This window comes from Jeotgalibacillus salarius (assembly GCF_004405125.1).
GTDB lineage: Bacteria > Bacillota > Bacilli > Bacillales > Jeotgalibacillaceae > Jeotgalibacillus > Jeotgalibacillus salarius.
Genome location: NZ_SORX01000004.1, coordinates 325,192 through 337,663, shown reverse-complemented (window position 1 = coordinate 337,663; position 12,472 = coordinate 325,192). Strand labels below are relative to the sequence as shown.

Sequence of the window (12,472 nt, the reverse complement as noted above, 5' to 3'; positions counted from 1 at the left end):
CATTATTCCCCCAGTTCAATTTTCACTGTATTGGACGTTGCAGTTATCAGGTAGTGATGGTCACTGATCTTTTCAGCATAAGCTCCTTCAATGTCAGTAAGATTTTTATCTGAATTTAACAGGAAAGAATATTCACCTGTGAACTGGTTCAGCCACACTTCAACCTGTTGTTCTGATGATTGAACAAACACTTCGGTATCCTCATAATTCATCAGGCTGACAGCACTTTCTGCAGCTGTTTCATTTTTCATCCACGGATAACGTTCACTGTGATCTTCCATCATTACTTTGAACTGCTTATACATCTGCTGCCAGGTCTCGTTATTACTTCTTTCAAAATCGATGACATCATCAGGGTGCAGAAAGTGTGAAAAAACCCCCAGCAGTGTAGCCATATTAGAAAAAATCCACTTGTTTTCATCTGTAAACTGAAAGCCTGACGAGATACGGGGAAGATCAATAAAGTATTCATTTTTTTCGAACTCCTGGGTGTACTCAAGTCCTTTTATGTCTCTGTGATAAAGTGAAGCAATGATATTCATCGAAGGAATCGTGTTTTTAATGGCTGCCTTTCCCTCCTTGCTGATTACGTTAGATGGCGGCACATAAGTCTTTAATTCATAGTTCGGAAAAATTGTATTAAAGAATGTTTGTGCTTCTGTCAGCGCCTGTTCCATATCTTCCTGAGAACCCCAGTTTTTATACTTATACTGCTTTGACACTTCATGATCAGGGGTTAATGACTGGTGGTTATATCCATGCAATCCGATTTCTCCACCCATATTGATCAGTTCCCTGCCATAGATTCTCAGATTCTCTTCTCCAACTCTCTCTTCAAAAGGACCTTGTACACGATCGTTGTAGGTTTCAATAAATACGCCCGTGTATTTCACTCCTGTATCTCTTGCAACCTGCTGCATTTCAGGCCACCAGATATCTCTGAAAAAAGTAGGCAGATCACGGTTATACTCAGCAAAGATTCCTTCATGTCGTCCAGTTGGAAATGGCGCCGGAAAATCGTCTATATAAAAAACTTTGGAATTCATTATCGGGTATATAAAAGGGCCTGCGATATGACTCAATCCTCCTGCAATTAAGCCCCTGTGCATTTTGTTGATTAGCATGGTTCCATTGAACACCATGACCTCCCCTTTCCCCAAGGAATTACTCCACATGAGGGGGATGCCTTCTTCTGATCTTGCATGTAATTCAACGTCACTGTTCACCTGCAGAAGCAAAGACGAATTACTGAAAAACTCGTCCTCTACTTTAAGCCCTTTTGCATTTACAAGGAGGTCTGATGTCATAATGATACTTTCGGTCTGCTTATATTCACCTGAAAGTTCATAAATTCCCAGCTTTCTATATATCTTTTCAAAAGCTGTTGATATATCAGGCCTGATTGCAAAAAAGAGTGAACCGCCATTTTCCACGTATTCCAGAATAGGTGAAAAATCTTCCAATGCATCTATTTTCTCTGTTGTGATAATGATAGATTTAAATTCGCTTAAATCCTCAGGAATCTCCTCTGTCCGAACCGGGGTACCAGTGCGTTTCATATAGGAGAGCGTCTGCATCACTTCGTCCTTGATCGCTTCTGTATAAGCGAGCTCTTCACTGTAAATCACTAAATGATTTTCATGTGAAAAAGCAGATGCTTCTGTTTCACTGAATGCTGAAGTTGCACGCTGCTGGCCTTTGATATTCATCTCTATATCTTCATGGGTCTGCATAAAATAACTGGCTCTCGGCAATTGAACAAGGGGCCCAATCACCAGCAGAAAAAGTATAATAAAAATGGTACTTTTGCTTAATATAAATCGGTACCCCATGTTCAATTCCCTCCTAGTCAGTTCCAGAAGCGGATCGCATTCGCCCCTTCAGTCGTAAGAAATACCCGATTTTTTCTGATCTCTTTCAGCGTCTGTTTGATTCCAAAGTAATCATTAGACGCATAGTAGACTTTTAATGACGTGAGGTATGCAGTTTCTTCAAGTGGATATTGTTTTAAAAATAATCCGGAAGCATTTTGAGCTTCTCTGAATCTTCTCAGGCTCAGTTCTGCTTCCACCTTCATTTTGTAGTGTTCAGGGAGTGCTTCATTAGATTCAATTAACAAACTCAATGTGTGAGTCAATTTTTCTCTGTACTTTTGTTCAGCAGTATCATCAAGAAATCCGCTGTCCATATAAAGCTGTATCGCATTTGCATGCTCTGCCAGCAGAGCTGAATCTGTTCTACGGCTTAATGCTTCTTCGATTTCCCTTATATGATTCAGCCTTTTTCTTTTCATTTCAACAATGGCCGAAGCTGCATAGTGGGAAGTCTCCGAATCTTCATTTTCCAGTGCCTTTTGCAGCACCTGCATATTAGACATCGTATTTTCTTTCAGTGAATGAATGAGCATCTTTCGTTTTGTATGATTATCATTCAGCAGTAAAGCATCCTGGATCGGAATCACATTTACCTCTTCTTTAACGTTCACAGTCATAAAAGTGGAGGACAGGTTATCTTCTGTTGCTTCATTGTCTTCAAACGAATACTTTTTTGATTCATCCGTTGATTTCAGCAATGCGTATAGTACAAACCAGCCGATAAGTGGCAGGAAAAAGACTGCCGCTACTTTAAGCAGTCTGTTTTTCTTACTTTTAAAAATCAGAAATCCTGTGAGAATAATAGATCCGATATAGTAAATGATCAGGAACTCAGCCATAGTATTTTTCCTCCTGCGTCACGTTCAACTCAAATCCTGAATTCTCAAGCAGCTGAAGGAAATGTTCCACTTTGTTTTCCTGGTCATTGAAAATCAAAAAGCATAAATGACCGTCCTGATCGAGGCCCATAAATTCATTTTCTTCAAGTGCAGGTTCAAATACTTTCGCGAGCTCTTCTAATTCAATGTTATTGTGAACGACCGTAATCAAAGTCTGCGGTGCCTGGAATGGATTCGCTACACGCTCCCGGTTTTCAAGCAGTTCAATAAAATAACCCGGTCTCAGCACTGAAGTTCCATCAATGTAACGTTGCGACTCCTCACTGGACTTGTATAGAAGTGCTTTTCCAATCGCTGAAGCAACCATCTTTAAAGCAATAGACAACAGGTTCTGATAGAACAGTGTACACTTTTCAAATGGCAGATGATAAACGCCCATCACCCCATACACTTTTCCTTCTATATAGAGTGGTGCAAGCATAGAGGGGAGCATTGCATTGAAGTTCTTATTAACGAACACTTTACCCGCATAAATCTGATTTTTTGCTTCTTCGGGTAGTGACAGTGTGTCCTGGACGATTAATAGATCTGACTTTGCAACTGCAGACATGCTACCGTCGTAATTAGTTTTGAATAAAGCGGCTTCTCCTCTGTTCATCAGCTTTTCTACCATTTTGACAGAAGCTTCCTGCAATTCTTCTTCATCTAAACTATCTAATTCTCTTACAATTTCATAGACATTGCCGTAGCTGTTATTTGTGTAAAGAACCTGTTCCTGAAGCTCATTTTTCACATGAAGTGTATCTTTATATACCTCATGTAATGAACCATACTTTTCATCAAGCGTTCGATATTCTTCCTGAGTATACTGAATCGCCTTTTCCTTTCTGTCGAGCACATAGCTCAATGTCAGACCGACAAACACATAGAGTCCCATCAGAATCAGTGCATTCATATCTACAAGCATTGAAATTGGTTCTCTTCCATTCGAAATGTTAACAAACAGGAACCATGAAAGTCCGAGACCGACTGAGATCAGTGACTGATTTCTTCCAAACAGTGAAGCGGCAATAACGATGTAGAAAAGGATAAAGTCAACCATGAAGAATGTATCCTGCAGAAACACACTTGCAGTGATCGCCAGAGCGAACAGCAGCAGATTCTCTGCGTAAGGCAGCCCTGACCCAAAACGGTTAATTTTTTCAGAGAATGGAATAGCTGCTTTCTTTTTCTCCCTCTTAAACTCGGTATTTTCTTTAAACCATTCAAAAGTTTTTTCGAATCCTTCACCAAAAGTATTCAGTGGAACCCAGTCAAGGTCTTTTTTCACTCTCGTATTATCAAGCCTCGAATGCTTAATGTCTCCCGGCGCTTCATCTGTATAAACTACATCTTCAAGGTCAGAGTACTTATTCAATTCATCAATCAGATTGTTGACGCTGGTCTGTGTATTGGCTGATAAATTGTAAATGCCGGTTACAGGTGATTCCATTGCTTTTAAGATCGCTTCAGCCACATCTTCTACATAAATAAAATCTCTTGTCTGTTCTCCATCTCCAAAGACAGTTAGTGGCTCATGCTGCAACGCCTGGATAATGAACTTTGACACAACTCCGCCTTCTCCGGTCATTCCCTGACGCGGACCATACACGTTCGAAAAACGGAACGTAACTGTATCAAGGTCATATATTGATCCCCACTTATTGCAGTACATCTCACCAACATGCTTATTCATGCCATAGGTTGAGATAGGGTCACACGTTTCGCTTTCCTGCAGCGGAATTTGCTCATTCAACCCGTAGACGGCTGCTGAAGAAGCGAAAAATACTTTTTTCACACCATGCTTATGGGAAAGCTGCAGAATATTTGCAAGACCAAGTACATTTGACTCTGAATCTTTATACGGATCCTTCATTGATACGCCCACGTCCACCTGCGCAGCTAAATGAACGACAGCATCGAATTTTCTTGAATCAAAAACTTTATCACAAGCATGATCGGTAACGTCCATTTCATAAAATTTGTGTTTGAATGACACATTTTTTTTTGAACCTGTACTTAAATTATCAATGATCGTTACATCGTGCCCTTCTCTGTAAAATTTCTCAGCTGTGTGGGATCCAATAAAACCGTATCCACCTGTAACCAGTACCCTCAAATTGATCACTCCTTCATTAATTACTTAGCATTCTCGTGATGAATCAGTGAATATAGACCAACTATTAAAACATAAACCCTCCTTAACATGACATCGACCAATGGATTTGTTTGAATGTTACGTTAAATTTGACTTTAATGAGATTTCAAAACATTGACCATTTAAGATGGTTAAGATAAAGTTGGACACTTTCCCTCTATGAAACTTTTAATCAGTTAACCTAAAATTTGATCGGCCTCTTCCACAGATTCAGACAACAAAGTATTTTATTCATTATAAAGAAATTAATGTTCTTAGTAAAGAACATTTTATATTCCTTCTTGACATTATGCTTTTTTTCTTCAAGTCGTATTTATTGGGACTAAAGCAGAAACATTAAAATCATTTGAATTCATCCATATAAAAATAACTAATAAACAGTCTATTGTAGCCCTCACTATATTATTCATACGATCCAGTCGTTGTATTTTCTAAAAGAATGTCATGATTAAAGTTGGCTTGCGATTTCTGCTCCAATTACAATCTATGATGAAACAACAATACTCTTAAAATAACTAAGAGAAAAAATAAATGGTTTATTCAGTAAAGTTTGTGTAAACTATAATTTGATGTAAGTTAACTCATTTAGGAGGAATTCAGATGTCATCAAACCGTCTAAGAATGTATCTATTCAGCAGTATGCTCGCAGCCGTCACTGCAATTTTTGCCCAAATTGAAATTCCGCTGCCGCTTGTGCCGATCAGCGGGCAAACACTAGCCGTCGGTATTGCCGCAACCATTTTAGGGAGCAGGTACGGTGCTTTTTCAATGGTGATCTATATGATGCTTGGGGTTATTGGACTGCCTGTATTCGCAGGATTTGCAGGAGGCGCCCATGTGGTAGCAGGTCCAACGGGCGGATATATTGTAGGGTTTATTGCAGCAGCTTTTTTTACAGGACTATTCTTAGAAAAAACAGCATTTACATACAAAATGGCGATCATCGCAAATTTGATCGGCATGATCGTTACTCTAACATTCGGTACCATCTGGCTTAAGATTCTGCTCGATCTGTCATGGCCGGCAGCACTGGCATCAGGTGTGACACCGTTTTTAGCAGTAGGTGTGATTAAGGCTTTACTTGCAGCCTGGATTGGGATCGCTGTGAGGGATAGGTTGAGGAGTTCGCAGATGAGTTTTGGACAGACGGCATAGTGAAAAGCGCAGAATCTCTCAGTTATTTTGAGATTCTGCGCTTTTTAGTGTAATTAAATTGATTTCAGGCGGATTAAAGAGACGAAAATTTAAAAAAGGTATCGCATTGCTGCTGCCAAGACCGGTACTGACATACTGCTGGATGCCTTCATATTCCCATAAACCTTTTACTCGATTTTGAGGGGGGAGTAACTGGTTATCATACCATCCTTCTGGAACAAAAAACGCACCCATAAATGGGATTCGTATTTGTCCGCCGTGATAATGTCCTGCGATGATTAGATCAATTAATTCAACATTTTGATGACCAACGCTTAATAAATAGTCAATTTGATTATCGACAACTGGATAATGAGTCACCCCAACAATCGTTTCACTGGACTTCAAAGGTTCCTGAAATGCGGCTAGCAGATCATTCTGGTAATTCTCATACTTTATGCTTCTCTCAAGTTCAGTCAGCGTTCTTCTGGCCACGTACTGAAATGTCCCATCCAGCGCAGCTGAAGCTAAATCATAATTAACTAGAGTAAGACTTGTATTACCTGTTTGTATTTTTTCAGGTCCTTCAAGAAGCTTTACGTTTCTCTCCTCCAATCCTTTCACAAAATCACTTTTTTCCACTTCGTTCTGATCATTGAGCTGATAAACAGGTGGATCTGTATTCCCCTGTACAAAATACGCAAGATCTCTATTGTCTATTCTTTCTATCAATGAAAAGATCATTCCGAAATCTTCATTCGTCCTTTCAGCCATCAGGTCACCTGTGAAAATGATCATGTCGTACTCTGACTCATTTATTTTCTCAATCAGGTGCTGCTGCTCTTTTCCAAATTTTTTTTCATGCAAATCAGTAACTTGTAAAATGGTCACCGATTCACCGGATGAAAGTTCAGGCAATTGAATATCGTGCTGTTTGATCACGATCCATTGATTGTCCTTGTAATACTGGAATATGAGCAGGGGGCAGATCATCAGCCCCGCTATCACTACTTTGTATTTTTTCATGGTCAGGTTCCTTTACTTTGCATTTTTTAATCTCACATTAAATCTCCATTGCCCACTCCTGTAAAGAGGGAAATAATCTGTATTCCCATCAGCTTTGCCCTCTTGCAGAATCCGAGTGTATAAATCACTGTCGTGAATGACCTTACCTACATAAAAATTGTAATGACACCCCTGTGAAAAGGATGCTTTAAATCGAAACAGGCTGTCATTTTCCCCAGTTCCTCCTCCAAGATACAGTACTTCTGCGCCTTCTTCTCTGGCACGCTTCACCATGAAATCAAACAGAAGGTTATTTGGCCGAAGCAATAACGCCTCCGAAAGGGAAGCACCTAAGTGGTAATAGGCATATTTAGGACCAATCATTAGAATCGCTCCGCCCACGATCTTTCCCTTGTGCTCTACAAACAATAATTCTGTTTTGTTTGTACTTGTATCTTCTAATTGTAAGTGCAGTAATTCTTCCGAAAAAAAGTAATAAGGTGCCGCCTCGTTTCTTTTCATCGTTTCGTGGTACATCTCCGTGAACAACCGGATGTTTCGTTCGGTTTTTGGAACCACCTCACAGGATAAACCATTGCGGATTGCTGCCCGTATATTTCTTCTGTTGGAGCTTGAATAACCCATTCGGATTTCATCTAGCGATGGAGAAAGATCCACGCCAACTGTCTTTCTGACATAGTCAACAGGCAAATCATTTTTGAATAACTCCCCATTTCCATAGAGTGGATGATACCGGATCGTCTCCGTCACAATATTATTTTCAAGACAGAACTTTCGAAAACACTTCAGAAATTCCGGAAGTACCTCAGACACACTATTCCCTCTCTGACATTCAATATGAGGACCGCCATAACCATAAGGAGAAACGAGATCATACACATCCATGTCAACTCCATCAATCTTTCTTTTAATAAAGGAGTAAAACAGCTTTACTCTTTCGGCCTCAAAATAAACAGCCATTAATTCTCCTTCTTCTCTGATAGCAAAAGCCTGTCCATATGAAAAAGTATAGTAGCCATCTATTTGCTGAAACTGCTCCATCGCCTGATTCCAGCATTCTTTTTGTGTAATTACTTCAAACATACTCATGTTTCATCCTCCGTTCACGGGTTATTATTTCTTTAGCAGCTGCTGGTAAGGCGCTTTTTTAGTGATGATCTCCAGCAAGCATCTTTTCAAAAAGAAAAAACACCCCTATAAAAAGGATGTCTTTGATTTAAATTTTATTTAAATAAAAAGTGAGTGATATTTCCAAAACAGAAATTTATAATAGACTTACTATACCGAAAATTTACATACCACCTTACAGCTAGGAGAATGAGCCTTGGAGCGAATCGAGTTTATTGGCGGACCCGCTACTGGAAAATCCACCCTATATTTTGAAATGTTAAAAAACCGAACTGATGAAGATTCTTTTAGAAGTGTCACAGAGGTAAAAAAAGAGATTGCACTGACTCACCAATCCAACCTTGCAAAAAATAAATTAGACAAACTATTTTACCTTTTTTTAAAAATGGATCTGTTTAAGGACCGTCACCACTTTATGATTGACCACCTATTAAGAACAGTTGTACCGGATATTCTGCATACCCAGCTTTCTGATTATGATTTTTTCTTTAAAATTCTGATTAAACATATGGCTGATTCAGGAAAACTTTCCCCTTCTACACAAACAGCAATAATTGATTTTTACTACAAAATCATTGTAAAGGACGTTGCACTGCTGGACTTTTTTGACGTGAAAGATACGGTCATTTATGAAGAAGGGATTATTCATAATAACGAAGGGATGATCGATCCATTCAACTATTTAACTGACCTGGATCACTCCCCTTTTAGAAAGGATCATCTTCACCCGGCTTGTGTGATTCATTGTGATCTGGACATTGACCTTTATTACGAAAGAAGAATAGCGCGCATCGAAAAGGGGCACGGGATATTTCTTGATAAACACTTGACCCGTGATGAGCTTTATACGGAATGCCTCGACGCGCTGAATGAAGGTCGAAAAAAGACAGAATTAATGGAGAAGCTTAATATCCCTCTGTTGCGGTTGGATATGGCAACCCCTATAGAAGACAATACTTTCAAAGCACTTAATTTTATCAGAAGTACTTTGCACTAAATCAGAGAACTCCAGTCAATACGTATGCGAGCTCTTCTGGTTCTCGATTTTGATGATATGAATATCTTTGTGACCGATTGTACCTGGCATTTCACGTAAAATGTCAGGGTCGGCCTTATTTCCCTGCAGCCATTGACAAATAGCGAACGGAAGGTTAACACCGCTGATATGAGTGAATGGATAGCCTCCTCCAAAGCGGGCATTCATTTCCAGCACATAAGCGGATTGACCATCTGAAAACACATCAACATCAAGGTTCCCGATATGTCTCATGTGATCACTAATCCATCTCCCAAGCTCTTTCAGCTCAGAACTGTTTACGATCTCTGCACAATCTGTCTCACCCGAGCGCATGGCATACTTCTTTTTAACGACCGTATTTTGATAATTCCCATCCAAATCATTCATCACATCAAGCCCGTATTCATCCCCATTCATTTTTTCCTGAATGATGATGGCGCGTGAGGAATCCTGACCGGATTCAAATTTTAAATAGCTTTTCTGAATGTCTTTTTTAATTTTATTGAAAAACACGCTAAGTTCCTCTTCATTCTCCGCCTCATAAATACCGATAGATCCCATCCCAAAGCGTGGTTTTATGATGACCGGAAACTTCATTGTTCCGAGGTGAATTTCCTCAAGTGTCTCCTCGATCGAAAGAAGTGTTCTTGGTGTTCGCACACCGATTTTCTTCAAAAACAGAAACGTTTCCCACTTATCATTGCACCGGAAAATGGTCTCAGGATCAGAAACAACAACCTGAACCCCTGACTGTTCAAATAATTTTTTTTGAGAAGCCAGCACTGGAAGGTCTATATCAAACAAAGGTATAATGGCATGAATTTGATGTTCCCTGCAGTAATTTAAAAGAAATGAAATATAGTCAGGGTCATGAATTAAAGGTGAGACAGCGGTCTGGTCGGCATAATGAAAAGAAGGAGCATTCTTCTCACTGTTTGTCACATGTACTTCTCCTGATCCAGCGAGTACCTCCTTAAAATAGCTGACGAGGTAACCCCTTCTGCCGGCAGACGTTAGTAAAATATTCATCTTACCTCACCTCCTGGTTATGAACGAACAGTCCAGTCCGGACTTTATCCCTTAATAAATAGTAACGATCTTCTTCCTTTGCGTACACGTATGGAGGTGTATTAATAAAGTAGTTATTATAAACCATTGTGTAAGCACCGGCATTTTGTATGATCATTAAGTCGCCTTTTTTGAATTGGCGGTGCTTATGCAAGTCAGCAAACCGATCTCCTTCAATACACGTGCTCCCGCAAATGATCTGCTCCTTTTCAACAGTATCTGATAACTCTGAGGTGTAGAAAACCGGCATCCGTTTTGCCATGAAAGGATTTATATCAAGTGAAGACCCATCCATTGTAACGATTCTGCTCCCTCTGACATCCCTGGTATTGATCACACGCGTGACATACTCAACTGAAGCTGCAATAACCGAAGCACCTGGTTCGATAATCACCTGCACCCTAGAAGAATTCAGTATTTTTCCAAGCTCTTCTGTTATACAGGCTGCATATTCAGAAGGAGTAGGTCTTACATCTGGATCACTGCTTTTAAAAAAGCCTCCACCTATATCAATATAGGAGATCGAATCGACAAGCTCATACTCCTTTATTAACTGACATGCTTGTCTGCTTAACTCTCTGAATACGCGTACGCTTCTGGTCTTCGTACTATAATGCATGTGAAGTCCTGCGATTGAAAAACCGGCTCTTTTTAAACGTTCAACTGCCTGCCGGAACTCCAGACTTTCCACACTCAACCCCAGTCGGCTGATTCCGTTTTCTGCTGAGGTCTCACCCGGGCACAGGGCTTCCAAATCAACATTCACCCTGAGACCGATAACAGGGTCATTTTGGTTAATCCGGTGGAGATTTTTTTCTATTAACTCCACATCCTGCAGGTTATCAACGTTTACAATGCTATTTTGATTAATCGCCTCTATTAAAAGCTGTTCTGTCTTTTGAGGACCGTTATAGATTACTTGATCCGGCTGAAATCCGTGCTGAATAGCAAGGTGGTACTCATCATCTGAGACAGTCTCCGCCAAAAAACCTTCCTGCTTAATGTAATCCAGGATATAGGGAAAGTTATTCGTTTTAAATGAGTAGCCGAGCCTTACATTCCCATCCCATCGTTTCGCAAGCTCTGTATAGATCGCATACAGATTTTCGTGCAACTTATGCTGATAGATCACATAACATGGGGTCTTGAGTTCATCATGATCCATAAAGATGGATTCTCTTTTCGTCATCCTTTTCACCACCTGCCTGATTCAATATTTTTTAGTTATAGCATTTTCCTCAATAAAAGCCGTGCATCTGTCAGTAAATGCTCTTCCTTTTTAATTCGTTGTGCCAGTTTGGATTGTTTAATCAAATATTTGATATACAGATGCCAGTATCCTCTTTTTTTCATCTTCTCCACCTGATTTTTTTCTTCAAGCAGTGAAAACTCATTTCGGATTTTTGTACGTTTAACTGATTTATCATACTGAAAATGACTGTATTCATTTAATTGATCAAGCATACGATCGATTCTCATATAATGCGCTTCTCTCTTTTTCAAATCCCTGTACTCAGTTTCCGTCCAGGATCCTCTCACCCCAGTACGATAGGCAGACATGATATCACATGAATAAAATACCTTCCCCTTTAAGGAAAGAAGAATGGTAAGAGGATAATCATCGACATCTGCATCGAGCAGAAAATCCGGCCGTTCATACTCCATCTCTCTTCTGTAAAACATTGAATTTGTTGAAAAAAGCGCTCCGCCTCCTTCAATGACCTCCTTCACAGAGAAATATCGGTCTTTTCGACTCGGAAGCACATGGACCGGGAGCATTACTTTCTCTTCGTCTACCCTGTAAGTACCGTGTACATGCAGACTGCAGTCCGGATTTTTCTCCATGAATACATATTGTTTCTGTAGCTTGTTAGGATCCGTCCAGTAATCATCCCCCTCACACATGGCAATATATTTTCCAACCGCCCTGTCCCGGTTCAGGTGGTCTACCTTGACCCCTTTTGAATATTGATTTTTGTGCTGAAACAACAGTTTGATTTTATCCGGATAACGTGTTGCATATTCTAATAGGATGGCTTGAGTACCATCTGTAGAAGCATCATCATGGATCAGTATTTCATAATTAAATTCTGTTTGTTGCATCAGAAAACCTTCCATTGCATCTTTCACAAATTTTTCATGATTATACGTCTCACATACGATGCTTACTTCAATGTTCTCCTTCAAA

General features: G+C 39.8%; 10 protein-coding genes. 2 read left to right on the top strand and 8 right to left on the bottom strand.

Going from position 1 to position 12,472, the window contains the following annotated elements:
- Positions 1–2: 2 nt before the first annotated feature.
- The 3 genes from E2626_RS09110 to E2626_RS09100 are packed head-to-tail and all read right to left on the bottom strand — an operon-like array spanning position 3 to position 4,871.
- The gene (locus E2626_RS09110) at positions 3–1,832 is read right to left on the bottom strand and encodes a DUF2194 domain-containing protein (RefSeq protein ID WP_134381432.1); all 1,830 of its coding nucleotides are present in this window, start codon (positions 1,830–1,832) and stop codon (positions 3–5) included.
- Positions 1,833–1,849: 17 nt separating this feature from the next.
- Positions 1,850–2,713: a hypothetical protein gene (locus E2626_RS09105; protein WP_134381431.1), complete on the bottom strand. Its 864-nt coding sequence runs from the start codon at positions 2,711–2,713 to the stop codon at positions 1,850–1,852.
- On the bottom strand, positions 2,706–4,871 hold the full coding sequence (locus tag E2626_RS09100; RefSeq protein WP_166786782.1) for an NAD-dependent epimerase/dehydratase family protein: 2,166 nt from the start codon (positions 4,869–4,871) through the stop codon (positions 2,706–2,708). The genes E2626_RS09105 and E2626_RS09100 overlap by 8 nt, the downstream gene beginning before the upstream one ends.
- A 639-nt stretch (positions 4,872–5,510) precedes the next feature.
- Here E2626_RS09100 and E2626_RS09095 point away from each other — a divergent pair.
- On the top strand, positions 5,511–6,065 hold the full coding sequence (locus E2626_RS09095; protein ID WP_134381429.1) for a biotin transporter BioY: 555 nt from the start codon (positions 5,511–5,513) through the stop codon (positions 6,063–6,065).
- Positions 6,066–6,083: 18 nt separating this feature from the next.
- On the opposite strand, the gene E2626_RS09090 is transcribed toward E2626_RS09095, so the two are convergent.
- Both E2626_RS09090 and E2626_RS09085 read right to left on the bottom strand, forming a co-directional pair.
- Positions 6,084–7,070 carry a metallophosphoesterase gene (locus E2626_RS09090; protein WP_134381428.1) on the bottom strand — a complete coding sequence of 329 codons (987 nt, stop codon included), beginning with the start codon at positions 7,068–7,070 and terminating at the stop codon, positions 6,084–6,086.
- Positions 7,071–7,082: 12 nt separating this feature from the next.
- Positions 7,083–8,159, bottom strand: a complete 1,077-nt coding sequence (locus E2626_RS09085) for a lipid II:glycine glycyltransferase FemX (protein WP_134381427.1) — start codon at positions 8,157–8,159, stop codon at positions 7,083–7,085.
- Between the two features lie 235 nt (positions 8,160–8,394).
- Between E2626_RS09085 and E2626_RS09080 the strand changes: the two genes are divergently transcribed.
- Complete coding sequence (locus E2626_RS09080) at positions 8,395–9,195, top strand: hypothetical protein (RefSeq protein ID WP_134381426.1); 801 nt, start codon at positions 8,395–8,397, stop codon at positions 9,193–9,195.
- 15 nt (positions 9,196–9,210) lie between these two features.
- Here the strand turns inward: E2626_RS09080 and E2626_RS09075 are convergent, their stop codons facing one another.
- Genes E2626_RS09075 through E2626_RS09065 form a run of 3 tightly spaced genes read right to left on the bottom strand, consistent with a single transcriptional unit; the run spans position 9,211 to position 12,471 of the window.
- Positions 9,211–10,245, bottom strand: a complete 1,035-nt coding sequence (locus tag E2626_RS09075; protein ID WP_134381425.1) for an ATP-grasp domain-containing protein — start codon at positions 10,243–10,245, stop codon at positions 9,211–9,213.
- A 1-nt stretch (position 10,246) separates the two neighbouring features.
- Positions 10,247–11,473 (bottom strand): type III PLP-dependent enzyme domain-containing protein, encoded by a 1,227-nt coding sequence (locus tag E2626_RS09070; protein WP_134381424.1) that lies wholly within the window; start codon positions 11,471–11,473, stop codon positions 10,247–10,249.
- A 35-nt stretch (positions 11,474–11,508) separates the two neighbouring features.
- Positions 11,509–12,471, bottom strand: a complete 963-nt coding sequence (locus tag E2626_RS09065) for a glycosyltransferase family 2 protein (RefSeq protein ID WP_134381423.1) — start codon at positions 12,469–12,471, stop codon at positions 11,509–11,511.
- Position 12,472: the final 1 nt, after the last annotated feature.

Coding starts and splice junctions, on each gene's coding strand:
- E2626_RS09110 (WP_134381432.1), bottom strand. CDS start 1,832: ATGGGGTACCGATTTATATTAAGCAAAAGTACCATTTTTATTATACTT.
- E2626_RS09105 (WP_134381431.1), bottom strand. CDS start 2,713: ATGGCTGAGTTCCTGATCATTTACTATATCGGATCTATTATTCTCACA.
- E2626_RS09095 (WP_134381429.1), top strand. CDS start 5,511: ATGTCATCAAACCGTCTAAGAATGTATCTATTCAGCAGTATGCTCGCA.
- E2626_RS09090 (WP_134381428.1), bottom strand. CDS start 7,070: ATGAAAAAATACAAAGTAGTGATAGCGGGGCTGATGATCTGCCCCCTG.
- E2626_RS09085 (WP_134381427.1), bottom strand. CDS start 8,159: ATGAGTATGTTTGAAGTAATTACACAAAAAGAATGCTGGAATCAGGCG.
- E2626_RS09075 (WP_134381425.1), bottom strand. CDS start 10,245: ATGAATATTTTACTAACGTCTGCCGGCAGAAGGGGTTACCTCGTCAGC.
- E2626_RS09070 (WP_134381424.1), bottom strand. CDS start 11,473: ATGACGAAAAGAGAATCCATCTTTATGGATCATGATGAACTCAAGACC.